The organism is Mesorhizobium loti CJ3sym, assembly GCF_000472785.1.
Lineage (GTDB): Bacteria > Pseudomonadota > Alphaproteobacteria > Rhizobiales > Rhizobiaceae > Mesorhizobium > Mesorhizobium loti_E.
This window is the reverse complement of record NZ_AXAL01000013.1, coordinates 22,557-47,457: the sequence shown is the minus strand read 5'-3', so window position 1 is coordinate 47,457 and position 24,901 is coordinate 22,557. Positions and strand designations below refer to the sequence as shown.

30 protein-coding genes and 1 tRNA gene are annotated in these 24,901 nt (G+C 62.0%); 14 read left to right on the top strand and 17 right to left on the bottom strand.

Translation table 11 applies throughout. The annotated features are described in order from the left end of the window. Positions 1 to 7 precede the first annotated feature (7 nt). Complete coding sequence (locus A3A9_RS0118990; protein WP_027060184.1) at positions 8 to 589, top strand: invasion associated locus B family protein; 582 nt, start codon at positions 8 to 10, stop codon at positions 587 to 589. A 49-nt stretch (positions 590 to 638) separates the two neighbouring features. Here the strand turns inward: A3A9_RS0118990 and coaBC are convergent, their stop codons facing one another. The 3 genes from coaBC to ubiE form a co-directional block, all read right to left on the bottom strand. Continuing rightward, entirely contained in the window at positions 639 to 2,174 is a 1,536-nt protein-coding gene (gene coaBC, locus A3A9_RS0118985) for a bifunctional phosphopantothenoylcysteine decarboxylase/phosphopantothenate--cysteine ligase CoaBC (RefSeq protein ID WP_027060183.1), read from the bottom strand. Between the two features lie 66 nt (positions 2,175 to 2,240). Next, a complete protein-coding gene (ubiB, locus tag A3A9_RS0118980; RefSeq protein WP_027060182.1) occupies positions 2,241 to 3,815 on the bottom strand; it encodes a 2-polyprenylphenol 6-hydroxylase in 1,575 nt (524 codons plus the stop codon). Positions 3,816 to 3,885: 70 nt separating this feature from the next. After that, positions 3,886 to 4,662, bottom strand: a complete 777-nt coding sequence (gene ubiE / locus A3A9_RS0118975; RefSeq protein WP_027060181.1) for a bifunctional demethylmenaquinone methyltransferase/2-methoxy-6-polyprenyl-1,4-benzoquinol methylase UbiE — start codon at positions 4,660 to 4,662, stop codon at positions 3,886 to 3,888. A 134-nt stretch (positions 4,663 to 4,796) separates the two neighbouring features. Here ubiE and A3A9_RS0118970 point away from each other — a divergent pair, with 134 nt between their 5' ends. From A3A9_RS0118970 to A3A9_RS0118960, 3 genes are all read left to right on the top strand, one after another. Then, positions 4,797 to 5,771, top strand: a complete 975-nt coding sequence (locus A3A9_RS0118970; protein WP_027060180.1) for an adenosine deaminase — start codon at positions 4,797 to 4,799, stop codon at positions 5,769 to 5,771. Positions 5,772 to 5,919: 148 nt separating this feature from the next. Further along, positions 5,920 to 6,549, top strand: a complete 630-nt coding sequence (upp, locus tag A3A9_RS0118965; protein ID WP_015315749.1) for a uracil phosphoribosyltransferase — start codon at positions 5,920 to 5,922, stop codon at positions 6,547 to 6,549. 121 nt (positions 6,550 to 6,670) lie between these two features. Continuing rightward, positions 6,671 to 7,234, top strand: a complete 564-nt coding sequence (locus tag A3A9_RS0118960; RefSeq protein WP_027060179.1) for a TIGR02281 family clan AA aspartic protease — start codon at positions 6,671 to 6,673, stop codon at positions 7,232 to 7,234. Between the two features lie 17 nt (positions 7,235 to 7,251). Here A3A9_RS0118960 and deoA read toward each other — a convergent pair whose 3' ends face one another. The 6 genes from deoA to A3A9_RS0118930 form a co-directional block, all read right to left on the bottom strand. Beyond that, on the bottom strand, positions 7,252 to 8,571 hold the full coding sequence (deoA, locus tag A3A9_RS0118955; protein ID WP_027060178.1) for a thymidine phosphorylase: 1,320 nt from the start codon (positions 8,569 to 8,571) through the stop codon (positions 7,252 to 7,254). Further along, positions 8,571 to 9,380: a purine-nucleoside phosphorylase gene (locus A3A9_RS0118950; RefSeq protein WP_027060177.1), complete on the bottom strand. Its 810-nt coding sequence runs from the start codon at positions 9,378 to 9,380 to the stop codon at positions 8,571 to 8,573. The genes deoA and A3A9_RS0118950 overlap by 1 nt, the downstream gene beginning before the upstream one ends. A gap of 48 nt (positions 9,381 to 9,428) precedes the next feature. Further along, complete coding sequence (gene cdd / locus A3A9_RS0118945; RefSeq protein WP_027060176.1) at positions 9,429 to 9,821, bottom strand: cytidine deaminase; 393 nt, start codon at positions 9,819 to 9,821, stop codon at positions 9,429 to 9,431. A 66-nt stretch (positions 9,822 to 9,887) separates the two neighbouring features. Further along, complete coding sequence (locus A3A9_RS0118940) at positions 9,888 to 10,949, bottom strand: ABC transporter permease (protein WP_027060175.1); 1,062 nt, start codon at positions 10,947 to 10,949, stop codon at positions 9,888 to 9,890. Position 10,950: 1 nt separating this feature from the next. Continuing rightward, positions 10,951 to 12,090: an ABC transporter permease gene (locus A3A9_RS0118935; protein WP_027060174.1), complete on the bottom strand. Its 1,140-nt coding sequence runs from the start codon at positions 12,088 to 12,090 to the stop codon at positions 10,951 to 10,953. Then, positions 12,087 to 13,616 (bottom strand): ABC transporter ATP-binding protein, encoded by a 1,530-nt coding sequence (locus A3A9_RS0118930; protein ID WP_027060173.1) that lies wholly within the window; start codon positions 13,614 to 13,616, stop codon positions 12,087 to 12,089. Before A3A9_RS0118930 ends, A3A9_RS0118935 begins: the two co-directional genes overlap by 4 nt. A gap of 198 nt (positions 13,617 to 13,814) precedes the next feature. Between A3A9_RS0118930 and A3A9_RS0118920 the strand changes: the two genes are divergently transcribed. Continuing rightward, entirely contained in the window at positions 13,815 to 14,024 is a 210-nt protein-coding gene (locus A3A9_RS0118920; protein WP_027060171.1) for a SlyX family protein, read from the top strand. A gap of 23 nt (positions 14,025 to 14,047) precedes the next feature. Continuing rightward, positions 14,048 to 14,440, top strand: a complete 393-nt coding sequence (locus A3A9_RS0118915) for a hypothetical protein (RefSeq protein WP_027060170.1) — start codon at positions 14,048 to 14,050, stop codon at positions 14,438 to 14,440. Here A3A9_RS0118915 and A3A9_RS0118910 read toward each other — a convergent pair. The 5 genes from A3A9_RS0118910 to A3A9_RS0118885 all read right to left on the bottom strand — a co-directional run bounded on the left by A3A9_RS0118910 (position 14,435) and on the right by A3A9_RS0118885 (position 17,997). After that, positions 14,435 to 14,875: a GNAT family N-acetyltransferase gene (locus A3A9_RS0118910; RefSeq protein WP_245279075.1), complete on the bottom strand. Its 441-nt coding sequence runs from the start codon at positions 14,873 to 14,875 to the stop codon at positions 14,435 to 14,437. The two genes, A3A9_RS0118915 and A3A9_RS0118910, sit on opposite strands and share 6 nt — an antisense overlap. Before the next feature lie 103 nt (positions 14,876 to 14,978). Continuing rightward, positions 14,979 to 15,968, bottom strand: a complete 990-nt coding sequence (locus A3A9_RS0118905) for a BMP family lipoprotein (protein ID WP_027060168.1) — start codon at positions 15,966 to 15,968, stop codon at positions 14,979 to 14,981. A gap of 212 nt (positions 15,969 to 16,180) precedes the next feature. Continuing rightward, positions 16,181 to 16,843, bottom strand: a complete 663-nt coding sequence (msrA, locus tag A3A9_RS0118895; RefSeq protein ID WP_027060167.1) for a peptide-methionine (S)-S-oxide reductase MsrA — start codon at positions 16,841 to 16,843, stop codon at positions 16,181 to 16,183. 39 nt (positions 16,844 to 16,882) lie between these two features. Further along, positions 16,883 to 17,206 (bottom strand): hypothetical protein, encoded by a 324-nt coding sequence (locus A3A9_RS44855; RefSeq protein ID WP_027060166.1) that lies wholly within the window; start codon positions 17,204 to 17,206, stop codon positions 16,883 to 16,885. Positions 17,207 to 17,340: 134 nt separating this feature from the next. Further along, a complete protein-coding gene (locus A3A9_RS0118885; protein WP_245279074.1) occupies positions 17,341 to 17,997 on the bottom strand; it encodes a hypothetical protein in 657 nt (218 codons plus the stop codon). A 445-nt stretch (positions 17,998 to 18,442) separates the two neighbouring features. Here A3A9_RS0118885 and A3A9_RS0118880 point away from each other — a divergent pair. The 6 genes from A3A9_RS0118880 (at position 18,443) to A3A9_RS0118855 (ending at position 22,186) form a co-directional block, all read left to right on the top strand. Further along, positions 18,443 to 18,532, top strand: a tRNA-Ser gene (locus A3A9_RS0118880). A gap of 332 nt (positions 18,533 to 18,864) precedes the next feature. Next, entirely contained in the window at positions 18,865 to 19,332 is a 468-nt protein-coding gene (locus A3A9_RS0118875) for a hypothetical protein (protein WP_152536136.1), read from the top strand. Next, a complete protein-coding gene (locus tag A3A9_RS0118870; RefSeq protein WP_152536135.1) occupies positions 19,269 to 20,216 on the top strand; it encodes a hypothetical protein in 948 nt (315 codons plus the stop codon). Before A3A9_RS0118875 ends, A3A9_RS0118870 begins: the two co-directional genes overlap by 64 nt. 46 nt (positions 20,217 to 20,262) lie before the next feature. Further along, positions 20,263 to 21,438, top strand: a complete 1,176-nt coding sequence (locus A3A9_RS39105; RefSeq protein ID WP_430515889.1) for a glycosyltransferase — start codon at positions 20,263 to 20,265, stop codon at positions 21,436 to 21,438. 10 nt (positions 21,439 to 21,448) lie between these two features. Next, the gene (locus tag A3A9_RS0118860; protein WP_027060162.1) at positions 21,449 to 21,751 is read left to right on the top strand and encodes a hypothetical protein; all 303 of its coding nucleotides are present in this window, start codon (positions 21,449 to 21,451) and stop codon (positions 21,749 to 21,751) included. Positions 21,752 to 21,883: 132 nt separating this feature from the next. Continuing rightward, positions 21,884 to 22,186, top strand: a complete 303-nt coding sequence (locus tag A3A9_RS0118855) for a DUF982 domain-containing protein (RefSeq protein ID WP_027060161.1) — start codon at positions 21,884 to 21,886, stop codon at positions 22,184 to 22,186. A gap of 148 nt (positions 22,187 to 22,334) precedes the next feature. Here the strand turns inward: A3A9_RS0118855 and A3A9_RS45240 are convergent, their stop codons facing one another. Continuing rightward, positions 22,335 to 22,553, bottom strand: coding sequence for a hypothetical protein (locus A3A9_RS45240; RefSeq protein WP_152536134.1), 219 nt, complete (start codon positions 22,551 to 22,553; stop codon positions 22,335 to 22,337). 147 nt (positions 22,554 to 22,700) lie between these two features. Beyond that, positions 22,701 to 22,937, bottom strand: a complete 237-nt coding sequence (locus tag A3A9_RS0118845; RefSeq protein WP_027030977.1) for a DUF6894 family protein — start codon at positions 22,935 to 22,937, stop codon at positions 22,701 to 22,703. A 220-nt stretch (positions 22,938 to 23,157) separates the two neighbouring features. Between A3A9_RS0118845 and A3A9_RS0118840 the strand changes: the two genes are divergently transcribed. After that, the gene (locus tag A3A9_RS0118840) at positions 23,158 to 23,877 is read left to right on the top strand and encodes a Crp/Fnr family transcriptional regulator (protein WP_027060160.1); all 720 of its coding nucleotides are present in this window, start codon (positions 23,158 to 23,160) and stop codon (positions 23,875 to 23,877) included. Positions 23,878 to 23,917: 40 nt separating this feature from the next. On the opposite strand, the gene A3A9_RS0118835 is transcribed toward A3A9_RS0118840, so the two are convergent. Continuing rightward, the gene (locus A3A9_RS0118835; protein ID WP_027043200.1) at positions 23,918 to 24,415 is read right to left on the bottom strand and encodes a ferritin-like domain-containing protein; all 498 of its coding nucleotides are present in this window, start codon (positions 24,413 to 24,415) and stop codon (positions 23,918 to 23,920) included. A gap of 395 nt (positions 24,416 to 24,810) precedes the next feature. Between A3A9_RS0118835 and kdpF the strand changes: the two genes are divergently transcribed. Further along, positions 24,811 to 24,900 (top strand): K(+)-transporting ATPase subunit F, encoded by a 90-nt coding sequence (gene kdpF / locus A3A9_RS39095; protein ID WP_032918612.1) that lies wholly within the window; start codon positions 24,811 to 24,813, stop codon positions 24,898 to 24,900. Position 24,901: the final 1 nt, after the last annotated feature.

Genomic DNA, 24,901 nt, shown 5'->3' with positions numbered 1-24,901 from the left:
GGGCTTGATGAGGAAATACGCGTATTTTGCAGCGATGCTGGGTGTTGCCGCTATTGTCGGTCCGCCGGCTGTTGCCGCGCAGACCAAGGGCGACAAGGTGGCGGCAACGCCGCCCGCGGTAGCGGATGTTCCGCAACTGCCCGGCGGTGCATCGGCCTTGTCCGAAACCCACGGCGACTGGACGGTCAATTGCCAGATATCGGGCACGAACAAGGTCTGCAGCCTTTCGCACCAGCAGTTCAACAAGCAAAACAACCAGCGCCTGCTGGCGATCGAGCTGTCGAGCAAGACCGGTGACGATGCGACGGGAACCCTTGCGCTGCCGTTCGGCCTGGCCTTGGCCAAGGGCGTCAACCTGACCATTGATGACCAGAAACTGGATGGCAGCCTGCCGTTCAACACCTGCCAGGTGGTCGGCTGCCTGGTGCCGGTGGCTTTCGATGGCAATGTCACGCCACTGCTCAAGGCAGGCACCACGCTGAAGATCGACGCCTTCGCGGCGGATACCGGGCAAGCGGTGAGCTTTTCCATTCCGCTCAATGGTTTTAGCGGGGCGCTCGCCCGCACAGCGGAACTCCTGGCCAACTGACGGCTTAGACCGCTGTAAGCAACAGAGTGTTGACGCTTCCGCCAACACCTCACACGACAATCGTTTTCAACCGCTCGGCAATGAGGGCGGCGAGCCGCGCCGCCACCTCGTCCTTGGTCATCTCGGGCCATTCCTCGACGCCGGCCTTCGATACGATCCGCACCCGGTTGCGATCACCGCCCATCACGCCTGAAGGGCCGATACCGCTTTCGTGCGACACATCGTTGGCGACGATGAAATCGGCGCCTTTCTTCCTGAGCTTGGCCTCGGCGTTACGCAGGAGATCCTGCGTCTCGGCAGCGAAGCCGACGACGAGGCCGGGTCGCTGGCTGTGATGACCGACGCCTGCCAGGATGTCGGGATTTTCGACCATGCGCAGCACGGGCGGGCCTTCGCCCGCCACCTTCTTGATCTTCTCGCCGGCCGAATTCTCGCTGCGCCAGTCAGCGACAGCAGCGACGAACACTGCCGCGTCGGCGGGCAGAAGCTGTTCGACCGCATCGCGCATCTCCTGCGCGCGCTCGACATGGACGGTCTTCACGCCGGCTGGATCGGCGATGCCGACGGGGCCGGAGACAAGGCGCACATCAGCGCCGAGCCTTGCCAAAGCCGCCGCGATGGCGTGGCCCTGCTTACCGGATGAACGGTTGGCGATATAGCGCACCGGGTCGATCGGTTCGTGCGTCGGGCCGGAAGTGACGATGATCTTGCGGCCCGTCAGCGGCCTGGGGCCAGCATCGAGCAGCGCTTCGACCGCGGCGACGATCTCCAGCGGTTCGGCCATACGGCCTTCGCCGGCCTCGTTGCTCTCGGCCATCTCGCCCCTGGCCGGGCCGACAAAGGCAATGCCGTCCTTGCCCAGTGTCGCGCGGTTGCGGCGGGTGGCCGGATGTGCCCACATTCTGGGGTTCATCGCCGGCGCCATCAGCACCGGCTTGTCGGTGGCGATGAGCACGGTCGAGGCCAGATCGTTGGCGTGGCCGTTGGCAAGCTTGGCCATCAAATCGGCAGTGGCGGGAGCGACCACCAAAAGATCGGCCTCGCGCGACAGCCTGATGTGACCGACATCGTGCTCGTCATTGCGGTCGAACAGTTCGGTGAAGACATGATCGGCCGAGAGCGCGCCGACAGACAGGGTGGTGACAAATTCCTGCGCCGCAGCGGTCATCACCACCCGCACAGCCGCGCCACGCTCGCGCAGACGGCGGATCAGGTCGAGCGCCTTGTAGGCGGCGATGCCACCGCCGATAATGAGCAGGATGCGCTTGTCGGAGAGGCTCGTGAAACCCGCTCTTTGCAGTCGTCTGCCAAATTCCAGGATTTCTTCCGCCGTAACGACGTCCTCGTCCCGCTCGGCTTGGCTGACCGCTTTGACGACTTTGGGATGTTTCAGTCTCTGCCCGAGCGCCAAGAATTCATCGCGGGACGCTTTTAATCGCCCAGCCCCATCCTGCAACTCGGCAAGCGTCATCTCGCGAAGGGCGTCCCGCACCTCCTGTTCCATCGAGACGCCACGCGCTGCAGCGCGTTCGCGAAGCGCTTGCTTCACGCTGTCATCCAGGTTGCGGATAGTGATAGTACTCATGGGGTAGCTCCCTAGCCTAAATGTAGGTCAAGGGCACGATGCATGCAATGCTAGCATTGCATGCACTCAAAGCAACTTCCAGGCAATATATATCAGCGTCAGCGCGATCACCCACAGGGCCGCGCGGCCGGAGCGGCTGTAGCGGGCCTCTGCCTTGCCGATGGCGTGGGCGGTGGTTTCGTCAAAGCGCAGGCCGTGCTCGGCCATCAGGTCGATCTCGCGCGACAGCCGGTCGGTGCGCGCCGCAAGTTCGGGTATCTGGCGGGCGAGCGTCAGCAGCGCCTTGGCGCCGTCGCGGGCATCGATCATCATGCCGCGCGGGCCAAGGTTGCCGGCGATCCAGCCGCCGACCACCGGCTCGGCCGTCTTCCACATGTTGAAGGCAGGGTCGAGCGTGCGCGCCACGCCTTCGACCACGACCATGGTCTTCTGCAGCAGGATCAGTTCGGGCCGCGTCGCCATATCGAAGAGTTCGGTCACCTCGAAAAGCAGCGTCAAAAGCTTGGCCATCGAAATGGTCTCGGCCGGCTGTCCGTGGATCGGCTCGCCAATGGCGCGGATCGCTTGCGCGAAGGCCGCGACATTGTGCTGGCGCGGCACATAGCCGGCCTCGAAATGGACCTCGGCGACGCGCAGATAATCGCGTGTGATGAAGCCGTAGAGGATCTCGGCGAGGAAGCGGCGCTCCTTCTTGCCGAGCCTCCCGGCGATGCCAAGATCGACGGCGACGATGGTGCCGTTTGCCTCGACGAACAGATTGCCCGGATGCATGTCGGCATGAAAGAAGCCGTCGCGCAGGGTATGGCGCAGGAATGACTGGATGAGGTTGGCGGCGATTGCCTTCAGGTCGTGCCCCGCAGCCTCCAGGCCGGCAATGTTGTTCATCTTGACGCCGTCGACCCATTCCATGGTCAACACGTCGCGGCCGGTGCGCTCCCAGTCGACGGATGGCACGCGAAAACCGGGGTCGTCCCTGGTGTTCTCACCGAGTTCGGAGAGTGCCGCCGCCTCCAGGCGCAGGTCCATCTCAATCTTGGTGGTCTGCGCCAGCGTCTCGGTGACCTCCACCGGCCGCAGCCGGCGTGAGGAGGGGATGTATTTCTCCTGCAGGCGAGCGGCGAGGAAATAGCTTTCGAGATCCTGGAAGAAGCGGCGCCGCACGCCCGGCCGGATCACTTTGACCGCGACCTTGGTGGCAACGCCGTCACGGACGGTGTCGGCGGCATGGACCTGGGCGATCGAGGCGGCGGCGACCGGGTCGCCGAACTCAGCATAGAGATCGCCGATCTTGCGCCCGAGCGAGGCTTCGATGGCAGCGACCGCCTCGGCCTTGGGGAAGGTGTGCATCTTGTCCTGCAGCATGGCGAGGTCGAGCGCCATGTCGTTGCCGACGACGTCGGGCCGTGTCGCCAGGAACTGGCCAAGCTTGACGTAGGATGGGCCAAGCCGGACCACGGCCTTGGCCAAACGGTCGCTGCGCTCATAGTCCAGCGCGCGCCGGCGGGTGAACAGCCGCGCCAGCCGCCAGCCGAGTTTCGGCAGGCCGGTCAGTTCCTCGCCCGGCAGAGCGGCGACGACGCCTTCGCGCACCAGCACCCAGCCGGCCCGTACGAGCCGAAATCCTGCGCTGACGGTGCTCATGGCCGAGCCCATCCTGCCGGTTCTTCGAACCGGCACAAGCCATAGTCAGGATGGGAAATGCGGTGCAGCCTCAAAGCTTCCAGCCCGAATGCAGGGCCGCGATGCCGCCGGAATAGTTGCGGAAGGAAACGCGGTCGAAACCGGCGCGGGAAATCATCGCCGCGAAATTCTGCTGGTTGGGGAATTTCGCGATCGATTCGACCAGATAGGAATAGGGCTCGCCATCGCCCGTCACCATCTTGCCGATTTTCGGGATGGCGTTGAACGACCAGGCTTCATAGACCTTGTCGAGCAGCGGCATCTCGACCTCTGAAAACTCCAGGCACAGGAACCGCCCGCCCGGCTTCAGCACGCGGAACGCTTCGCTGAGCGCGACATCGATGCGCGGCACGTTGCGAATGCCGAAAGCGATGGTGTAGGCATCGAATGTGGCGTCAGGGAAGGGCAATTCCTCGGCATTGGCTTCGATGAAATCCGTATTGCCGGACAGGCCTTTTTTTTCAGCACGGTCACGGCCGACGGTAAGCATCGAGCCATTGATATCAAGCACGGTGGCATGGGCATGGCCGTGGCTGGCGTCAACAATGCGGAAGGCGATGTCGCCAGTGCCGCCGGCCACATCCAGGACCTTCCAGCCGGCGCGCTTCGGCGGATTGAGCCATGTCACCATGGCGTCCTTCCACAGCCGGTGCAGGCCGGCCGACATCAGATCGTTCATCAGGTCGTAGCGGTTGGCGACCTTGTGGAAAACATCGTTGACCAGGGACTGCTTCTCGCCTTCCCCTACACGCTTGAAACCATAAGAGGTTTCCATGCCGCCCGCGGCCGTGGTTCTCTCAACTGACATTTTTTTGATCCGTCATAAAACCGGCGGGACCATAGCCGATCGATGATGCGGGCGCTATTGTTTAAGGCGCGGTGTTCAGCCGCGCTTCCAGGTGGTGGGTTTTCAAGACCTGGACTGACCGACGGGATGTTTGAATGCCTTTGAAAGCGGAACTGCACTGCCATATTGAAGGGGCAGCGGCGCCAGAGCTTGTCATCAGCCAGGCGCAGAAATACGGCAAGGACACTTCGCCCTACATTCAGAACGGTTCGTTTGTCTGGCACGATTTCACCTCGTTCCTCGCGGCGTACGATTTTTCCGCCGACCTGTTCCGGAGCGAAGAGGATTATGCCCGGCTGGCCGATCACTATCTGACCAGCCTGGCCCGCGATGGCGCCATCTATTCCGAGGTGTTCACCTCGCCGGACCATGCGACGAGGGCAGGGCTGTCGCCCAAGGCCTATACCGACGCCCTTGGCGAAGGCATGCTCCGCGCCAAGGCCAAGACCGGCATCGAGGGCCGCATGATCGTCACCGGCGTGCGTCATGTCGGGGTCGAATCGATCGAACGGGCGGCACGCTTCGCGGCACGCTGCGGGCATCCGCTGGTCACCGGCTTCGGCGTTGCCGGCGATGAGCGCATGGGCGAGATGGAAGACTATGTCAGGGCGTTCGAGATCGCCCGCGAGGCCGGGCTCGGCATTACTATCCATGCCGGCGAACTGACCGGCTGGGAGACCGTGCAGTCGGCACTCGACCATATCAAACCTTCGCGTATCGGCCACGGCGTGCGCGCCATCGAAAACCCGGACCTTGTGCGGCGCATTGCCGACGAAGGCATCGTGCTGGAATGCTGCCCCGGCTCCAACATCGCGCTCAAAGTGTTCGACAGTTTTGCCGATCATCCGTTTCCGGCGCTGCAGGCGGCAGGCTGCAAGGTGACGCTCAACTCCGACGACCCGCCCTATTTCTGGACCTCGCTGAAGCGCGAATACGACATCGCCGCCGAGCATTTCTCGATGAACGAGAAAGCGCTGGCAGCTGTCACCAAAACGGCTATCGAGGCCGCCTTCGTCGATCGGAAGACCAAGACCGCACTTCTTGCCCGGCTGAATGGTGCGGCGCGCTGATTTCTTCCGACAAAGCTGTGGTCGATGCGGGCCAGGCGGTTCCTTGGCCGGTGCATTGCCGCTAGGGTTCGCTCAAGCAGCTTGAAGCGCGACACATCCGAAAGGATTGATGCGCGCAGTTTCGAGCGACACGCATCAGGAGAACACCATGAAGGGCGTCACCGTCGTCGACCATCCGCTTGTCCAGCACAAGCTGACCATCATGCGCAAGAAGGAGACCTCGACGGCCGGCTTCCGGCGGCTGCTGCGTGAGATATCGCTGCTGCTCGGCTACGAGGTCACGCGCAATCTCGAACTGACGACGACGACGATCGAGACGCCGATGGAAACCATGGAAGCGCCGACGCTGGAGGGCAAGAAGCTGGTCTTCGCTTCGGTGCTGCGCGCCGGCAACGGCTTGCTCGAGGGTCTGCTCGACCTGGTGCCGGCAGCCCGCGTCGCCCATGTCGGCCTCTACCGCGACCACGAAACGCTGGAAGCGGTCGAGTATTTCTTCAAGGCACCGAGCGACCTTGCCGACCGGCTGGTGATCGTCGTCGATCCGATGCTGGCAACCGCCAATTCGGCTATCGCGGCGATCGACAAGCTGAAGGAGCGCGGCGCCACCAACATCCGGTTCCTGTGCCTTTTGGCGGCGCCCGAAGGCATCGAGCGCTTCACCAAGGCGCATCCGGACGTTCCGGTGTTCACCGCTTCCATCGACCGCCAGCTCAACGAGAAGGGCTACATCATGCCCGGCCTCGGCGACGCCGGCGATCGCATGTACGGGACGAAGTAATACCGGGCAAAGTTGCCTGTTGCGATTTACCAAATGTTTACGCAAAGACATGGTTTCGACGCCCGTTAAAGCGACGAACACCATACAGGGCTAAAGGATCGGCCATCACAAAGGCCGATCCATGCTGCGCAAGCTTCTCATCCTCAGCGTTTTCGCCGGCACATCGGCATCGATCCCCGTCGTCTATCAGGCAAATCCGCAGATCTTCGAAAACCTGCTGAAATCGGCCACGACGGCCAAGCCCAACGCCGAGCAGCAACCAGAAGTCAACCTCGCATCGGTTCCCGACAAGCCGGTGGCGCCGCTGCCGACCGGCCGCAAGGTCGTCGTTGCCGCGGACGGGCGCGGGCACTTCTCGTCGACCTTCAAGCTCAATGGCCGTCAGGTCGACGGCATGATCGACACCGGCGCCACTCTGGTCGCGGTCAATACGTCAACGGCGCGCCGGATCGGGCTATCGCTCAATCCCTCCGATTTCAGTCATGAGGTCAGCACCGCCAACGGCTCGATCAAGGCGGCCGTGGTGATGATCGATCGCCTGCAGATCGGCAGCATCAGTGTCGATGATGTGCAGGCCATCGTGCTCGACGACAAGGCACTGCAGACCAATCTGATTGGCATGAGTTTTCTCAATCGGCTCGGCAAATACCAGGCCGAGAACGGCACGCTGCTGCTGGTGCAGTAGTAGCCACCTCGCTCCGATCAGCTGCGTGGAAGAATCCTTCGGATGACCGACTTGTCGGCGGCCGGCTTCGACGTGCCAACCGTATAGGCCGAGAGAACGGCGGCGGCGGCCGCCTCGGCATCGGAGGGTGACCGGGCGTGGACCAGCGCCAGAGCATCTCCGGCATGTACTTCGGCGCCTATGGGCAGCAGCCTGGTGATGCCGACGCTGGGGTCGATCTTGTCGTCCGGCCGTGTGCGCCCGCCGCCCAGGCTAACCACGGCAAGGCCGATGTCGCGGGTGGCGATGCCGGTGACGAAGCCGTCCGTCGTTGCCCTGACCGCGAACTCTGTTGGCGCCACGGCCAAGTACTTTTCCGGTCTCTCGATAAAATCCGCCGGGCCGCCAAGCACCGCCACCATGCGGGCGAAGGTGGCAGCGGCGCGGCCGCTGGCGAGAGTCTCGGTGGCGCGCCGCATACCGTCCTGGTTGGACAACACCACGCCCGCCGACTGTAGCATTTCGGCCGCCAGCGCCAGCGTCACGTCCTCCAGGCGCTTGTCGCGCAGACGGCCGGTCAGGAAATCGACGGCATTGCGCACCTCCACGGCGTTGCCGGCGGCGGAAGCCAGCGGTTCGCTCATGCCGGTGATCAGCGCCGAGACCTTTAGCCCGGCGCCGCTGGCGACCTCGACCAGGCTGTTGGCGAGCGCGGTTGCGTCGCGGGACTTTTCCATGAAGGCACCGTTGCCGACCTTGACGTCGAGGACCAGCGAACCCAGCCCGGCAGCCAGCTTCTTCGACAGGATCGAGGCGGTGATCAGCGGCACCGATTCCACCGTTCCGGTGACGTCGCGGATGGCATAGAGACGGCGGTCGGCCGGCGCCAGATCGGCGGTCTGACCAATGATGGCGCAGCCCGTTTCCAGCACTGCCTGGCGAAACAGCGCGATGTCGGGCTGGCTGATGTAACCGGGAATCGCATCCATCTTGTCCAGCGTGCCGCCGGTATGGCCAAGGCCACGGCCCGAGATCATCGGCACGTAGGCGCCACAGGCGGCGACGATCGGCGCCAGCATCAGCGAGACATTGTCGCCGACGCCGCCCGTCGAATGCTTGTCGGTGACCGGGCCGGGCAAATCCGACCAGTCGAGCACATCACCGGAATCGCGCATGGCGAGCGTCAACGCCACGGCCTCGTCGCGGCTCATGCCGTTGAAGAACACCGCCATGGCGAAAGCCGCGACCTGGCCATCGGTGACGGCGCCTGAGGTCACGCCATCGACGAAGGCAGCGATTTCACCAGCAGACAGCCTGTGGCCGTCGCGCTTGTGGCGGATGATTTCCTGCGGAAGCATCAGCTCTCCAGCAGCCCGTCGCGAAACGCACGCTGCAGGACCGTTGCCAGCCGCGACCCGCCAACCGGCGCCATGTCCTTGGTCTCCTGGTGCGAAAGCTCGGCCCCGGTCATGCCGGCCGCCAAATTGGTGATGACCGAGCAGGCGGCGACGCGCAGGCCAAGGAAGCGGGCGAGAATGACCTCCGGCACGGTCGACATGCCCACCGCGTTGGCACCCATGACGCGCGCCATGCGGATTTCGGCCGGCGTTTCGAAACACGGGCCGGAAAACCACATATAGACACCCTGGTGCAGCGCGGTGCCGGTCGCCTTCGCCGCCCGTTCGATCGCCCTGCGGATGCCGGCATCATAAGCTTCGGTCAGGCCGACGAAGCGGCGGTCGCTCGGCTCGCCGATCAGCGGATTGCTGCCGGAGAAGTTGATGTGATCCGTGATCAGCATCACCGAGCCCGGCGGCATGTCCGGATCGACCGAGCCGGCGGCGTTGGTGAGGATCAGTTTCGTGATGCCGATGCCGGCGAGCACTTCCAGCACCGGGCGCATCGCTGCCGCGTTGCCGTGCTCGTAATAATGGGCGCGGCCGGACAGCATCAGCACCGGCACGCCGGCAAACAGCCCGGCCACGACTTCGCCGGCATGGCCGCTGACGCCGCTCTTGGCAAAGCCGGGCAGGTCGGCATAGGAGATGCGGATGGGATTCTCGACCTGGTCGACGAGGCCACCGAGGCCCGAACCCAGCACCAATGCCGTCGACGGCGCCAGGCCGTCCAGCCTTTCGATAAGATGGTCCACGGCCTTTTCGGTCATTGCAGCCAGCTCGTCATTTCAGCCAATTCTTCATTTGAGCCAAAAACGTCATTTGAGAATATCGCCGCGAAAACCGTAGGGCAGCATATCGCCCATGGTCACGGTCTCGGCGACGCCCGTGTTGTCGCAGAGATAGAGTTTGGTGTCCGGCCGGCAGAATTCCGCCAGCCGCTGACGGCAGCCGCCGCAAGGCGAGCATTTGGCCATGCGTTCGGCAAGAACGGCGATTTCGACGATTCTGCCGCCGCCGCCCATGATGTAGTGGCCAAGCGCGGTGGTTTCGGCGCACCAGCCCTCCGGATAGGAGGCGACCTCGATGTTGGCGCCGGCGAAGACGCGCCCATCCTCGGTGCGCAAGGCAGCACCCACCGGAAATTTCGAGTAGGGCGCATAGGCCTTGGCCATGGCGGTCTTGGCCGCTTCGAACAGATCATGCGACATTCAGCTGTTTTCTCCGATGATCGTGTCCAAAACCCGGCACTCGCCTCGCGCCGGGCCATCGACTCCTCAGCGCTCCTTGACGTAGGGCACGCCGCCGGCGCGCGGCGGGATCGCCTTGCCGATGAAGCCGGCTAGCAGGATAACGGTGAGGATATAGGGCAGCGCCTGCATGAACTGCACCGGTACCTTGCCGATGATCGGAAGCGGCGAACCCTGCAGGCGGATCGCCGCCGCATCGAGGAAGCCGAACAGCAGGCAGGCGAACATGGCGTTGACCGGCTTCCATTTGGCGAAGATCAGCGCGGCGAGCGCGATATAGCCCTTGCCGGCGGTCATGTCCTTCACGAAGCCACCATTCTGCACCATCGACAGATAGGCGCCGGCGACGCCGGTGAGAATGCCGGTGCAGATCAGCGCGCGGTAGCGCAGCCAGGCGACCGAAATGCCGGCGGTGTCGACGGCGGCCGGGTTCTCACCGACAGCACGCAGCCGCAGGCCAAAGCGGGTACGAAACAGCACCCACCAGGTGAACGGCACCATCGCAAAGGCGAAGTAGACGAGGATAGAATGGCCGAGGATGAGCTCGGCAAACACCGGACCGAAACCTGGAATCCTTGCAAGTGCATCGAACAGCAGTGCTGGAAGATAAAGGATGAGACCGCGTAGCGAAGCCAGGAGATCGGCGGAGCTGAAGCTGTAGGTCGCAAGGAAGTTCGAGATCACATCCGCGGTGATCGATTCGAACCGTTCGCCCGGCTGCAGCGCCGGTGTGCGGCCACCCTGCTGGAACCAGGCCTGACCGAGGATGATGGTCGAGCCGGCGGCGATGAAATTGATGGCCACGCCGGAAACGATCTGGTTGCCGCGGTGCGTGATCGAGGCGAAACCGTGGATCAGGGCAAACGCAACCGAGATCAGGATGGCCATGCCGAGGCCGAGAAAGGCCGAATGGAACACGGAAGCCGCGGCGGCACCGGCGAAGGCGCCGACCAGCATCTTGCCTTCGAGGCCGATGTCGAAGATGCCGGCACGCTCGGAATAGAGGCCGGCGAGGCAGGCGAGCAGCAGCGGCACCGAGAGCCGGATGGTGGAGTCCAGAACCTGGACGACGGCGTTGAGGAGGTCCATCTCAGGCGCCCTTTCCCTTGACCGCTTCCATGCCGACGGATCGCGGGCTGAACGAGGCGAACAGCGCCTGGATGTAAGGCCTGAACATGTGTTCGAGCGCGCCGGCGAACAGGATCACCAAGCCTTGAATGATGACGATCATGTCGCGGCTGATCGCCGGCATCTCGAAGGCGAGTTCGGCGCCGCCCTGATAGAGCATGCCGAACAGGATCGCCGCCAGTACGATGCCGACCGGGTGCAGGCGGCCCATAAGTGCCACGGCGATGCCGACGAAACCGGCGCCGGAGACGAAGTCGATCGCGACATTGTGCTGGTCGCCCATGACCGGATTGAGCGCCATCATGCCGGCCAGCGCACCCGAGATCATCATCGCGGTGATGATGATGCGGGTCTCCGAAATGCCGGCATAGCGCGCAGCCTTCGGGCTGTGGCCGTAGGTGCGCATCTCATAGCCGAGCTTGGTGCGCCAGATCAGCAGCCAGACCAGGAAGGCCATGACCAGCGCCAGCAGGAAGGTGACGTTGAGCGGCGCCGAACGGATCTTGGCGCCGAACAGCTCGATGATCCAGTTGAGCTTCGGCAATTCCGCGCCGGCGAAGAAGTTGCGTGTCTGCGGCGCCTGCGAGGCCGCCGGCTTCAAGGGGCCGACCAGCAGGTAGACCATGATCGAGGCGGCGATGAAGTTGAACATGATGGTGGTGATGACGATGTGCGAGCCGCGCCTGGCCTGCAGATAAGCGGGGATCAGCGCCCATAAGGCGCCAACGACCGCCGCAGCGACGATCGCCAGCGGGAATGTCAGCCACCAGGGCAGCACGCTGTCGAAAGACAGGCAAACGATGGCGATGCCGAGGCCGGCGATATAGGCCTGCCCCTCGGTGCCGATGTTGAACAGCCCGCAATGCGCGGCAACCGCCACCGAAAGGCCGGTGAAGATGAAGGTGGTGGCATAGAAGAGGGTGAAGGCAATGCCTGTTCCCTTGCCGAAGGCGCCCTCGACCAGGATCACGGCGGCGCGGAATGGGTTCTCGCCGACCAAGAGCACGACGAAACCGGCGACGATGAAGGCCACCGACAGGTTGATCAGCGGGATCAGCCCATAATCGGCCCAGGCCGGCAATTTGGCGTAAGGCGTGCTCATGCGGCGGCCTCCTGCTCGACGCCTGCCATCAGCAGGCCGAGTTCGCCCTCCGTCGCCTCCGGGCCGCGCTCGCCGACGATACGGCCGGCAAACATCACCAGGATGCGGTCGGAGAGCGAACGGATCTCGTCGAGCTCGACCGACACCACCAGCACGGCCTTGCCCTGATCGCGCATGGCGATCAGCCGTTTGTGGATGAATTCGATGGCGCCGACGTCGACGCCGCGCGTCGGCTGGCCGACGATGAGCACGCCGGGGTCCTGTTCGATTTCCCGCGCCAGCACGATCTTCTGCTGATTGCCGCCGGAGAAGTTAGCGGTCTTCAGGCGCGGATTGCCGGGACGGATATCGTATTTCTCGATCTTGTCTTTGGCATCGGAGATGATGGCATCGACGTTGAGGAATGGCCCTTTGAGATAGCGGGGGTCGTCATGATAGCCGAGGATCGAATTCTCGTTTTCCTCGAAGGCCAGCACCAGCCCGACATGGTGGCGATCCTCCGGCACGTGTGCCAGCCCGCGGTCGCGCAGCTCGCCCGGATCGGCGGCACCGGTCAGGTCGATCGGCTTGCCGTCGAGCGTGACCGAACCGGAAACGGCACGCCTGATGCCGGAAATCGCCTCGAGCAGTTCGGATTGTCCGTTGCCGGCGACGCCGGCGATGCCGACGATCTCGCCGGCGCGGATATCGAAGGAAATGTCGTCGACCATGGTGACGCCGCGCGAATCCTTGACCGTCAGGTTCTTGACCGCGAGCTTGACGGCGCCGGCTTCGGCTTCGCCCTTCTCGACCCGCAGCAGCACGCGACGCCCGACCATCAGCTCGGCCAGTTCCTCGACGGTGGTCTTCTTGGTCTCGCGGGTCGCCACCATCGTGCCCTGGCGCATGACCGACACCGTATCGGTGATGGCCATGATCTCGCGCAATTTGTGGGTGATCAGCACCACCGTCTTGCCCTGTTCCTTCAACTGCTTGAGGATGCGGAAGAGGTGGTCGGCCTCGGCCGGGGTCAGCACGCCCGTCGGCTCGTCGAGGATCAGGATCTCGGCGCCGCGATAAAGCGCCTTGAGGATTTCGACGCGCTGCTGCAGGCCGACCGGCAGTTCCTCGATGATGGCGTCAGGATCGACTTCGAGCCCATATTCACGTTCGAGGCGTTCGAGTTCGGAGCGCGCCTTGGCGATGCTGCGCTTCAACAGCGCATCGCTTTCGGCGCCGAGAATGATGTTTTCCAGCACCGAGAAATTGTCGACCAGCATGAAATGCTGGTGCACCATGCCGATGCCGAGCGCGATGGCGTCGTTGGGCGTCTTGATCGATGCCGGCTTGCCGCCGACGCGGATCTCGCCGCTGTCGGCCTGGTAGAAGCCATAGAGAATCGACATCAGCGTCGATTTGCCGGCGCCGTTTTCGCCGACGATGCCGTGGATGGTGCCGCGCGCGATCTCCAGATTGATGTCGCGGTTGGCGCGCACGGCGCCAAAACTCTTGTTGATGCCGATCAGTTCGATAGCGGCTTGCGCCATGCAGCCAGTCCCACTCTTATTTTTTTATCGCTTGGTCAAAATGCCTAGCATGACGCTCCGCCCATGCCAATTGGCCGGAGCAGCTCCACTCTCGGCAAATCCCGGTGCGCTTGTCAATTTCCAACGTGTCGGTGGCCTTCATATTCGCTAATATGACAGAGCCGAAATCGGCATCTTGATGAAAGCCAGGGATTGCCAATGACCATGCCCGCCGACCGGCTGACGACGCTGGAAATCCGCGCCGCCGAGCAGGAAAACACCATCGAGGAGCTGTCAGGGCAGATCGCCGAGCAGTGGACGGTGATCGAACGCATGCAGCGCAAGCTCGACGCGCTGACCGACCGCTTCCTGGCGCTGGAGGAGCAGTCTTCAGCCGACGTGCCTGTGACCAAGCCGCCGCATTATTGAGGAAAAACGGGAGGGCGCAAACCATGGCCGGTGAAAGCGACCGCATCGCAAGGGCTGGCGACTATGTGCTCGGCCTGATGAACGACAAGGAACGCGAACGGGCCGAACGCGACCTGGAGATCGACCCTGCCTTCCGCGACGCGGTGGTGCGGCTTGCGGAACGCATGCATGCCTTCGACCGCGCTGAACGTTCCGGCGACGATAATCGCTGGCGGCTGATCTCGCAACGCATCGCCGAACTGCCGCAGATGCGTGTGATTGGCCAGGACGGGGCGAAACCAACGCCGGTGATCCGCAGCCTGGGCCGCCGGCCTTACGGCGTCGGCGTGCATTCGCTTGGCGGCCGGCGCGGCGTGGTCATCGCCATGGTGCTGATCGCTGTCTTCGCGCTCGGCTATCTCGTGGGCCGGTTATAGCCGGAGTTCGCGCGACATCAGCAGCATTGGGTGGCCGTCCTGCTCGAACGGCTCGGCGACCGCCCAACCGAGCCCGGCATAAAAATCGCGCGCTTGCCACGTGTAGAGGTAGAGCTTCTCCACACCGATCGAGGCGGCGTGCGCTTCGATGGCCGCGACCAGCGCGCGGCCGATCCCCTTGTTGCGGTGATGGTGATCAACGACCAGGCCGGCCAGCCACGGCGTCAGCTTGTGCGCGGGTTCCAATTCGTGGCGAACCAGCAGGCATGTCCCGACGGGTACATCGCCGATTCGGGCCACAAGCGCTTTCTCGAAGCCGTCGCCGGCCAACAGCAGGCGGAGCCCGGCGGCGTCTTCGTCCGGCGTCCTTGCGCTGCCCTCGAAAAAGGCGGCAACGCGCAGTCGTGCCACGGCGTCAACGTCGCTTCCGGTCATGGGTTCTATGATCGGCGTCACTATTGCCTCGGTCGTCAGACTTCTTCCAAAAACAAAACCGCCGGGACAAGGCCCGGCGGTCCGAAAAATTGGTGTCTGCCGATCAATAAGGGCAGGCGTTGTCGGCCGTGTAGTCGTGCACCTGGATCTTGCCGGAGATGATATCGGCCTTGGCCTTCTCGACCGCCGCCTTCATCTCAGGAGTCACCAACGCCTTGTTGTTGTCGTCCATGGCGTAGTCGACGCCGCCTTCCTTGAGGCCGAGGTTTTGCAGGCCGCCCTTGAAGGTACCGTTCTTGCCATCCATGAAGGTGGTGTAGACGGCAACGTCGACGCGCTTCATCATCGAGGTCAGCACCTTGCCGGGCTGCAGGCCGTTCTGGTTGGAATCGACACCGATGCCGAGTTTGCCGGCATCCGCCGTCGCCTGCAGCACGCCGACGCCGGTGCCGCCGGCAGCCGCATAGACCACGTCGGCGCCCTGGTCGATCTGCGTCTTGGCGATCTCGCCGCCCTTGGCCGGATCATTCCACGCTGCCGGCGTGTCGCCGGTCATGTTCTGGATGACGTCTGTCGCACCGGCCGACTTGGCGCCGCCGACATAGCCGCATTCGAACTTGCGGATCAGCGGGATGTCCATGCCGCCGATGAAAGCGACCTTCTTGGACTTCGAAGCCATCGCCGCCATGATGCCGACGAGATAGGAGCCCTCATTTTCCTTGAACACCAGCGAGCGGACATTGGGCATATCGACGGCATCGTCGATGATGGCGAAGTTGAGGTCGGGATAATCTTTCGCCACCGCTTTCAGCGCATCTTCCCAGGCAAAGCCGGCCATGACGATCGGGTTGCGGCCGTCCTCGGCGAAGCGGCGCAGCGCCTGCTCGCGTTGCGAAGCGTTGGACACTTCGAACTCGACATAGGGCGTGCCGGTCTCGGTCTTGAATTTCTCGGCGCCATGGAAGGCAGCCTCGTTGAAGGATTTGTCGAACTTGCCGCCCAGATCATAGAGGATGGCCGGCTGGACATCCGCGGCGAAAGCCGGAAGAACCATTGCGGTTGCGGCCAGGAGGCCGAGAACGATACGTTTCATGTGATCCACACCCTGTCGGTTATTTTTTCCGTTACGCACCGCCTGGCTGCCCGGTTCACCGGCAGCCACGCGACGTCAGCCAGGAGTGTATTCCCCTCCCGCTCCTGGGCAATCTGGCACGGCCCGAAACAAAATTCACGCGGAATTTTGACCTTTTGGAAAAGCATGCCACGGGCGAGCTGCACCGCAGGCCAAAGCTTGCGCGGAAGCGATCAGGCGGTGGCGGCCGGCATGGCGCAGGCGATGCCCGTGCCCTTGAGGTTGCAATAGCCGTAAGGGTTCTTCGCCAGATATTGCTGATGATCGGCCTCGGCGAAGTAGAAGGCGGGCGCCGGCGCGATCTCGGTGGTGATCCTGCCATGGCCGGCACCGCGGAGCGAGGCTTCGTAGGCAGCGCGCGAGGCGCTCGCCGCCTGGAATTGTGCATCGCCAAGCGTGTAGATCGCGGAGCGGTAGGTGGTGCCGACATCATTGCCCTGGCGCATGCCTTGCGTCGGGTCATGGCTTTCCCAGAACACCCGCAGAAGCTCGGCATAGGAGATCGTCTTGGGGTCGAAGACGACCAGCACCACTTCGGCATGGCCGGTGAGGCCGGTGCAGGTTTCCTGATAGGTCGGATTGGGCGTGATGCCGCCGGCATAGCCGACGGCCGTGACCCAGACGCCTTCGATCTGCCAGAATAGCCGCTCGGCGCCCCAGAAACAGCCGAGCCCGAACATTGCCGTCTCAAGCCCATCGGGGTAGGGGCCTTTCAGCGGCCGTTTCAGGACATGGTGCTTTGATGCAGTCGGAACCGTCTTGGCGCGGCCCGGCAGCGCCTCGGACGGCTTCGGCAGATGGAGCTTCCTGTTCAGCATGTCGCTGAGAAAGAACATGCGCGGCCTTCCTTCCCTGGGGTGCACTCAAGAAATAGGTCAGTTGGTGGCGAATTGGTTGGTGCGCCGCTGCCGGCGGTAGCCGATGGCGTAAAGCAGGAAGGCGAGCACCGCGAATACGGCAAAGCCCGGCTGGTTGAGCACCCAGGCGATGGCGCCATCCCACACCAGCGGACTGGCCTTGGCGCGGACGAAGGTTTCGAAAGCCGCCCGCGTGTCCGGCGAGACGGCCAGCCAGCTGGCGTTGAGCGGGGTCAGAACGAGGGCTGAGGCCGCTACGGTGCGCGTCGTGTCAAGCACCGCCATGATGACGGAAACCGACAGCGCGACCATGGCGGCAAGACGGAAAACGAAGCGAAACATCAAGCTCTCCCCCGGTCGATCCCATACGTTTTTCAGGCATCTCCGGCACCAGCGAGAAATCATCTCCGGCACCAGCGAGAAATAGAGTGCGCAGCGCCTGCCCGCAACCGCGATACGCGAATTTGAAGGTCTCCCTATGCCACCGGTTTGCGCTTGCGCCGGTGAACCAGCCAGACGGCGAGGATGCCACCGACAATGGCGCCGACCACCAGCCCGCCCAGGCCGAAGAAAGCGGCGAAATAGCCGCAACCGCCTTCGAAGCAGCTGACCTGCGCGACATCGGCGATCACCGAACCGGCCAGGAAGCCGCCCACGGCGCCGACGGCGGCACCCAGGACGATGCCGAGCAAGGCGGCGGCAATGGAAACCAGGATCGGCGGCGCTTCGGTTTCCGGTTTCGCATAAACGGTCTCGGCGCCGGAGCCGTGGCGCAGCAGGTAGATGCAAAGCAGGCCGACGCCGATCTCGATGGCGGCAATGCCGAGGCCCCTGGCGGAGAAGACGAAATCGGGCACAGCAAGCACATAGGCCTGCCTTGCCAGCACCCAGACGATGAGGGCGATCTGCCAAATGGTGAAATGGCGGGGGAAGCGCCCTGAGCGGCCAAAGGCAAGGCCGAGCAGGTAAAGCCCCCAAAGGATGATGACGACATCGGCGATGAGCCCGCCCAGCAGGAAATAGAGGATCTTGTCCGGCAGGCCGGAATTTCCGACCAGCCACCAGGCCGACGCGAGGCCATAGACCGACCACGCCATGACGAAGATGAGCCAGCCCACCGGGACGTAAGACAAGTCGCCGCCAAGACGCCCGATCGGCGCCTGTCCCCCCGGGATTCCACTGCCTGGTTGTTCACTGCTGGATGTCATATCCGGACGATGCCCCCGCAAAGCCTCTTTATCACTCGACAGGCGGCCGGCGGCGAAGTCAAGCATGGCCCGCCTTGCGGCCTTGCCTGTGCACACCATTCGGGGCGGTGGCACCTCGAAAACGGGTGCGACGGCGGCCTCGCGAAACGCTGTCTCGCCGGCAAAGCGAATAGACTGCCGTTATGGCTTGGCATTCGGCGCGGGATCGACTAGATGAGCCCCGCGCCTGTTGCTTCGACGGCTCAGGTGCCGGGGAAGGATGTCTGCTGGTTGGGCGGCATCCATGGTGCGGGCATTCCGCATCGAATCCCCACGGAGATGCATCTCCCCAACCCGCGCGGCGAAACCGGCTAGCGCGCCATGCAAGGACGGAGAGGTGGCCGAGTGGTTGAAGGCGCACGCCTGGAAAGTGTGTTTACGGGAGACCGTAACGCGGGTTCGAATCCCGCTCTCTCCGCCATTCAACCGGTTGCACGACAGCGGAATTGACGAAGTCGTCAGGGGGCCAGACTGGATCTCGACGAGCCGACGATGTCATTTAACATTGTATCCAATTGGATACAGCCCAGCTTTATTAGAACTCGATGATTGAGCCGAAGCTCCGCGTCACGTAGCGTAACCGTCAGGCTGCGGAAAGTGGCGGGGTGGCGCGTGCCACCTCAGGGGCCGGGTGGGAAATGCGTAACCGTGGCGTGTCGGTCAAAGCACCGAGACGATCCTTGTTGCGGACGGTGGATTCACCCGCTCCATCCGCAAAATCGGATTCGGACCTGGTACCAAATGAATTCAACCATGAACCCGGCCGTCGGGAGTTTCGTCACCCGCCGAGTCTCCATCATGATCGGCTGCCTCGCCTTGCTGACTGCGCTGGCAGCCTTGTGGCCAGTTTATCGGGCGTTTTTAAATATCGAGATCGATACCAACGAGGGCTGGAATGCTTACTATGCCGACGCGGCGATGGGGCGGATGCCGCTCTATGCTTCTGCCCATCAGCTGATCGCCAATAATTATCCGCCGCTTTCCTTTTATATCGTCGGCGGCCTGGGACGATTGATCGGCGACCCTGTTCTGGCCGGGCGGTTGCTGTCGCTCGCAGCCGTCCTGGTGATCGCCTTGGGCGTTTTCCGCGCCGTCCGCCTGCTGGGCGGCGACGCCACCTCCGCAAGCGTCGGCGCGCTGTTTTTTGGCGCCACCATGTGCCGTTTTTTTACCGCTATGTCGGGATGGATGATCCGCATTTGCTGGCGCAAGCGGTCATGACGGTTGGCTTCGTTGCCTTCCTTCAGGCCAGGTCGCAGGATCGCGGCTATGCCCTGCCCATCCTTCTGATGGTGGGCGCGGGGTTCATCAAACACAACATCGTGGTGATGCCGTTGACGGCGATGATCTGGCTAGGCATCAATCGGCCGAGACAGTTCGTGAAATCGTCGCTGCTGGCGGCATTCGCCATCGTCTTGGGATTTGCTTTTTGTTACCTCGCCTTCGGCCCAGACTTTTTCAGCAATTTGAGGTCGCCGCGCGCCTATATGTTAAAACACGCCCTCGGCGCGATCGGGCATCTACAATGGATTGCCGTGGGCCTGGCGGCCTGGGTTTACGTGGGTATTACGCGCAGGGCCGATCCCAATATCCGGTTCTGCAATCTCTTGAACACGCTCGGCCTCGTGATGTTCTTTGTCCAGAAAACCGGCGATGGCGTGGCCTATAACGCGCAATTCGAACTGGTTTTCGGCGTGTCCATTGCCACTGGCCTCGCATTCGCGCAAGCGCCGCTTTTGCCGCTCGCCCGGCGCTGGTCACCGGAGAAGCTGCAATTCATCCTTCTGATCGCCATCTGTCTTCGCCTGCTGGCGTCAGCACGGCTGGAACCCGTGCAGTTATTGATGGACAACGGCTTTCACGCGGAAATAGCCGCGCGCGAAGCCGCAATGTCCGCCACGGTCGCCCGTCTCAAAAACACCCCCGGCGACACAACTTGTTCCAGCACGCTGGCTAACTACAGGTCGGGAAAACCTTTCATCGTTGATCCCTTCTATACCCACCAACAGATTATCGCCGGCCGTCTTCCTCCCGATGCCATCGCCCAACTCGTCGCCGGCGGAAAGTTGACGATCGTGGAATCAGACCCCCTTCTTCGTTGGTGAGTTTCCTTCATGGTACCCCTGCGGGACCAAGCTCAAATAGCCGGGAGTGATTTTGAACATCGATGTCCGAGACAATCAAAATGCGAAGTCGCATTTTGCCCCAATGGTTTCAGTAATCATTCCGACATTCAATGAATGCGCGAATGTTTCCAAGATCGCTGCGGCTATTGGAATTGCGCTCAGGGGAAAAGACCACGAGATCGTTTTTGTAGACGACGACTCCTTTGATGGAACGAGAACTGAAGTTGCAAAATTGGCCGCCTCAGTCCCCGGAATTCGACTCATTCATCGCATCGGCAGGCGTGGGCTTTCTACTGCCGTCACCGAAGGTATGCTCAGCACGACCGCTCCATTAATGGTAGTAATAGATGCCGATCTCCAACATGACGAGAGCATTATACCGGAAATGCTTTCATTTCTCGAAAATAAAACCGCCGACCTTGTGGTTGGATCAAGGTATATCGAAGGTGGAGGTCTTGGCTCTTGGGGTAGGCGCCGTGTGCAAATTAGTGCCCTTGCAACATGGCTAGCCAAGATGGTGACCAAAAACGATCTCAGTGACCCGATGAGCGGCTTCTTCGCTATTACGAGATCTGCTTTCGATAATTCGGTCAGGGATTTGTCAGGTCAAGGCTACAAAATCCTGTTGGATATCTGCGCTTCTTCAAAATCTCCGCTGAGAATCCGGGAGGTCGCTTACCAGTTTCGGACGAGGCAAGCTGGCGAGAGCAAGTTGGATGCATTGGTTACATGGGAATACCTGATGCTGCTGGCCGACAAACTGGTCGGCCATATCGTTCCAGCGCGCTTCATATCTTTTTCCCTGATAGGCGGCCTCGGCGTTTTCGTTCATATGATTGTGTTGTCGGTGCTTCTCGCCACAGGCCTTGCCGATTTTGTCGTCGCTCAAGGCATCGCCACAGTCACCGCGATGGTATTCAATTTCTTTGTAAACAACACGCTAACCTATCGTGATAGACGCTTGCGGGGTGTCAAGGCGGTGATATTTGGCTTGTTCAGTTTTATGCTCGTATGCTCCATAGGTGCATTCGCAAACGTGGGCATTGCAAACTACCTGTTCGCGAACAACCACTATAGATGGTGGTCGGCAGGTCTGGCCGGTATCCTGCTAGGCGCCGTTTGGAACTACGCTGCCACGTCAGTCTTTACCTGGAGGGTAAGAAAACGCCCGAGCGATGCCACAAACGAACCCAGCGTGTAGACCAGCAAGGATGACCGGGATCTGGTTCAAGAGGATTGGGCCGGAAGCCAGTCCAGCCAGGACAATATACCCGTCGCCGGGCACCGGTGGTGAATATGCAAGCCGCGCTGTCGCCTGGCTCGACATCGTCATCAATCTGGGCCTGCTCTTCGGCCTCTACAACGCCCGCAAGGCGCTTATGGGCGCGGCTCCCGCCGACTATCGCTGGAAAGTCGGCACGCCGCTCGACTGGGCGGCGATGGTCTCCGGCATCGGAATGCTGCTGATCCGCGTCAGTAGCAGCCATGGCTGGTGGACCGGGCATTTGATGTAGTCGGGAATAGCCGATAGCAGGAATAAAAGCGTCCGACTGGAACCTCCTGGCCCACCGCGCGTTTCACGGCGTCCCGTCCGTGGACCAGCCCGGATATCTCTCCTGGCGCTGCGCTAATCAGGAGCCTGCTTCATGCACGACAAGCTGTTTCATTCACCGGTCGCACTCACCGTCGGCCTGGGCTTCAAGCGCGAGATTGCCTCGCTGGCCGAAATGCACGATTTCCTGACCAATTGGACGACCGCGCGGCGTGGTCCGCTCTACCGCAATGCGGTGAAGGCATGTGATCTCGCTATTCCGGGCTACGTCACGACAGAGCAAGCGCGCCAGGCGCTGGCCGAATTCGCGCAGGCTTCGGGCATACTGTGGCCGGACCTTGAGCCGGCCGTCGGCGTCCACGCCGTTGCCCGTGGCTACGGCGGCTACGCCGCCTGAGAATTGATGCCATCTCCCATAGTGGCGGCCAACTCTCCAGCGGCCACCACGGAAAACTGACCTGGCTCTCCCGAGCCGGGCTTTCATTTTTCTCCCACCTGCGAAATGCCCAACGTTCCAGCCAAGGCTGATCACGTTGATCGGCTGATCATCCGCTTTGCGTGATGGTTCGATTTGTCGGACGTTGGTTCCCGCCCTCCTTGTTGGAGTTCGCCGGCCCGGTCTCATCGCTTGGCTGCGCGGCGAGGCGCAGGGCTCTCAGCCTCGCCGTCTTTTCTTCGCGGGCCTTGCGCTCGGCATCAATCACGATCTGCGATTCACGCTTGGCGCGTTCGTCCCGATGCGTATCGACTTTCGCGCGGGTCATGGCCTTCACTCCATCTTTTGTCGCGCCGGTTTTTCACCAGCGCCCGCTTTGGCCTTCCTACCGCCGCGCAGGATGCAGCGGGGGAGCAAGGCCGGCTATTACAAATGATGGTTCGGAAATCTTATCCGCGATGCCCGTAGTGAATCGTCAGTCGCACCACCCCGAAGACACGACGAGCGATGCTTCGAAGATCTGGCGCCCGTCCTCGTCGCGTACCTTGACGGTGATCGCGGTGTGGTCGTTTTCGATGATCTCGTCGCGGACGATGTCGGGCAGGATGCGGATCGCTTCGCGCCGCATGCGTTCGCGCGTTTCGAAGACCTGGCCGTCATCATCGACCGTCAGACCGTCGCCATTGTAGAGGTCAAGAAAATATCGAGGCATGATGGGCTGGACCTCAAACGGATGAAATGGCGAGATATTCAACCGACAATTCGCGGGCCGGGCAGTTGTTCCACCAATGGTGGCATTTGCCGTGGAACAAGCGGGTCCAACAAATGTTAATGCCCATGAGCAGCCAAGGGCCTAGTTCATGCAAAGCCGCCTTGCTTCCGACAGAAACACTTGGGCGTCGGCCCCTGAAGCCCTTTCGCCGGAGGTTGCGGTGCTTGAATCCCTTTATCTGAATCTCGGCCAGCACGACGCGCTGTCCGACGCCGAGAAGGCGCTGCTGGCCGGCGCCATGACCTTCGAGCGGCATTTCGCCACCGGCCAGGACATTGTCGCTTCGGGATCGCGGCCGACCTACTCGACATTGATTCTCGACGGACTGGCGGCGCGCTACAAGGTGCTGGAGGATGGCGGCCGGCAGTTCACCTCACTGCAGGTGCCCGGCGACTTCGTCGATCTCCATGCCTTTCTTTTGAAGACTATGGATCACGGCATCGTCGCCTTGTCGCCCTGTCATGTCATGTTCGCCGATCACGGCCGGCTTCGGACGATGACCGAGCAGGCGCCGCATCTGACCCGGCTGCTTTGGCTGGACACGCTGGTCGACGGCGCCATCCACCGCGAATGGATCGTCGCCATGGGACGGCGCTCCAAGACCTCACATCTGGCCCATCTCGTCTGCGAGCTTTTCGTGCGACTGCAGGTGGTGCAGCGCACCAACGGCATGAGCTTCCATCTGCCGCTGTCGCAAGCGGAGATGGCCGATGTACTCGGGCTTTCGGTGGTGCACATGAACCGGGTCATCGGCGCCTTGCGCAAGGTTGGTGTCGTCAGCTGGGCAAACCACACGGTGACCATTTTGGACTGGCACCGGCTGCAGGAAATCGCCGAGTTCGATCCGACCTATCTGAGCATGATGCGAGAGCCGCGTTAGGTCATTCTGAACGCGGCCCTCTGATCATGTGCGGGAAATCCTAGGCTGCTTCAGCCGCGACATTGACCGCCGACTCCGCGATCGTGGTCAGCGCCTGGTCGGTAGCCTTTTCTTCCTTCAGCGTCGCTTCGAGAAGCGTCACGGCTTCGTTGAGGCCGAGCTCGCCAGCCCACGTCCGCAGCGTGCCATAGCGTGAGATCTCGTAGTGTTCGACCGCTTGCGCGGCGGCGAGCAGGCCGGCATCAAGGGCAGGGGATCCCTTGTACTCCTCCATGATCTCGGCACCTTCCTCGGTGATGCCCATGATGGCGGCACAAGTCTTGCCAACCGGCTTCTTGCCGATGACGCCAAAAACCTTCTCCAGCCTGGCGACGTGGCCTTCGGTTTCGGTGCGGTGTTTTTCGAAGGCGGCCTTCAGCTCGGCGCTTTGCGCGGCCTTGGCCATTTTCGGTAGCGTCGCCAATATCTTCTTTTCGGCGAAATAAATGTCCTTCAGCGTGTCATGAAACAGGTCGTCGAGCATTTTCTGTTTTGCCATCGTCATCTCCTTCAGGTGGTCCCTCAGGTCGACAATCTCGCATCGAAGGATTTGTTCCGGTGGTTCGGCCAATGAACGACCACCAGGAGCGGACCGGCAAAATCTTTATAAAATTCCTATTTCTTTTCTGTCCGCGCCGTCTCGAACCTTTATGGCGATCGGGTCCATATTCTCCAGGGAACACGCAGCTCGGTTACGATGATCTATCGTAACGGAGTGGTTCCATATGGATTTCGGTCTGCGAACTGCAGTCCTGCAATGCAAAGCGCAAATAAAACGAAGATAAGGAATACGCACGATGGATATCGTCGTTATCGGGTTAGAGATTTTGTTTTTCGCTCTCTCCATCGCCTACATCAAGGTCTGCGACATTCTTTGAACCGGAGGATCGCAACATGCTTCTCGACTATATCCTCGGTGGCGGTGTGACCCTGTTCCTGCTCGCCTATCTGACATACGCCCTCGTTCGCCCAGAACGCTTCTGAC

Excerpts from the sequence above, each read along its gene's own strand:
- A3A9_RS0118920 (WP_027060171.1), top strand. The coding sequence starts at position 13,815 with ATGACCATGCCCGCCGACCGGCTGACGACGCTGGAAATCCGCGCCGCC.
- A3A9_RS0118835 (WP_027043200.1), bottom strand. The coding sequence starts at position 24,415 with ATGGCAAAACAGAAAATGCTCGACGACCTGTTTCATGACACGCTGAAG.
- kdpF (WP_032918612.1), top strand. The coding sequence starts at position 24,811 with ATGCTTCTCGACTATATCCTCGGTGGCGGTGTGACCCTGTTCCTGCTC.
- A3A9_RS0118960 (WP_027060179.1), top strand. The coding sequence starts at position 6,671 with ATGCTGCGCAAGCTTCTCATCCTCAGCGTTTTCGCCGGCACATCGGCA.
- A3A9_RS0118990 (WP_027060184.1), top strand. The coding sequence starts at position 8 with ATGAGGAAATACGCGTATTTTGCAGCGATGCTGGGTGTTGCCGCTATT.
- A3A9_RS0118905 (WP_027060168.1), bottom strand. The coding sequence starts at position 15,968 with ATGAAACGTATCGTTCTCGGCCTCCTGGCCGCAACCGCAATGGTTCTT.
- A3A9_RS0118970 (WP_027060180.1), top strand. The coding sequence starts at position 4,797 with ATGCCTTTGAAAGCGGAACTGCACTGCCATATTGAAGGGGCAGCGGCG.
- A3A9_RS44855 (WP_027060166.1), bottom strand. The coding sequence starts at position 17,206 with ATGTTTCGCTTCGTTTTCCGTCTTGCCGCCATGGTCGCGCTGTCGGTT.
- coaBC (WP_027060183.1), bottom strand. The coding sequence starts at position 2,174 with ATGAGTACTATCACTATCCGCAACCTGGATGACAGCGTGAAGCAAGCG.
- A3A9_RS45240 (WP_152536134.1), bottom strand. The coding sequence starts at position 22,553 with ATGACCCGCGCGAAAGTCGATACGCATCGGGACGAACGCGCCAAGCGT.
- upp (WP_015315749.1), top strand. The coding sequence starts at position 5,920 with ATGAAGGGCGTCACCGTCGTCGACCATCCGCTTGTCCAGCACAAGCTG.
- A3A9_RS0118915 (WP_027060170.1), top strand. The coding sequence starts at position 14,048 with ATGGCCGGTGAAAGCGACCGCATCGCAAGGGCTGGCGACTATGTGCTC.
- A3A9_RS0118875 (WP_152536136.1), top strand. The coding sequence starts at position 18,865 with ATGAACCCGGCCGTCGGGAGTTTCGTCACCCGCCGAGTCTCCATCATG.
- A3A9_RS0118940 (WP_027060175.1), bottom strand. The coding sequence starts at position 10,949 with ATGGACCTCCTCAACGCCGTCGTCCAGGTTCTGGACTCCACCATCCGG.
- A3A9_RS0118950 (WP_027060177.1), bottom strand. The coding sequence starts at position 9,380 with ATGACCGAAAAGGCCGTGGACCATCTTATCGAAAGGCTGGACGGCCTG.
- deoA (WP_027060178.1), bottom strand. The coding sequence starts at position 8,571 with ATGCTTCCGCAGGAAATCATCCGCCACAAGCGCGACGGCCACAGGCTG.
- A3A9_RS0118930 (WP_027060173.1), bottom strand. The coding sequence starts at position 13,616 with ATGGCGCAAGCCGCTATCGAACTGATCGGCATCAACAAGAGTTTTGGC.
- ubiB (WP_027060182.1), bottom strand. The coding sequence starts at position 3,815 with ATGAGCACCGTCAGCGCAGGATTTCGGCTCGTACGGGCCGGCTGGGTG.
- ubiE (WP_027060181.1), bottom strand. The coding sequence starts at position 4,662 with ATGTCAGTTGAGAGAACCACGGCCGCGGGCGGCATGGAAACCTCTTAT.
- A3A9_RS0118855 (WP_027060161.1), top strand. The coding sequence starts at position 21,884 with ATGCACGACAAGCTGTTTCATTCACCGGTCGCACTCACCGTCGGCCTG.
- A3A9_RS0118860 (WP_027060162.1), top strand. The coding sequence starts at position 21,449 with ATGACCGGGATCTGGTTCAAGAGGATTGGGCCGGAAGCCAGTCCAGCC.
- cdd (WP_027060176.1), bottom strand. The coding sequence starts at position 9,821 with ATGTCGCATGATCTGTTCGAAGCGGCCAAGACCGCCATGGCCAAGGCC.
- msrA (WP_027060167.1), bottom strand. The coding sequence starts at position 16,843 with ATGTTCTTTCTCAGCGACATGCTGAACAGGAAGCTCCATCTGCCGAAG.
- A3A9_RS0118845 (WP_027030977.1), bottom strand. The coding sequence starts at position 22,937 with ATGCCTCGATATTTTCTTGACCTCTACAATGGCGACGGTCTGACGGTC.
- A3A9_RS0118935 (WP_027060174.1), bottom strand. The coding sequence starts at position 12,090 with ATGAGCACGCCTTACGCCAAATTGCCGGCCTGGGCCGATTATGGGCTG.
- A3A9_RS0118910 (WP_245279075.1), bottom strand. The coding sequence starts at position 14,875 with ATGACCGGAAGCGACGTTGACGCCGTGGCACGACTGCGCGTTGCCGCC.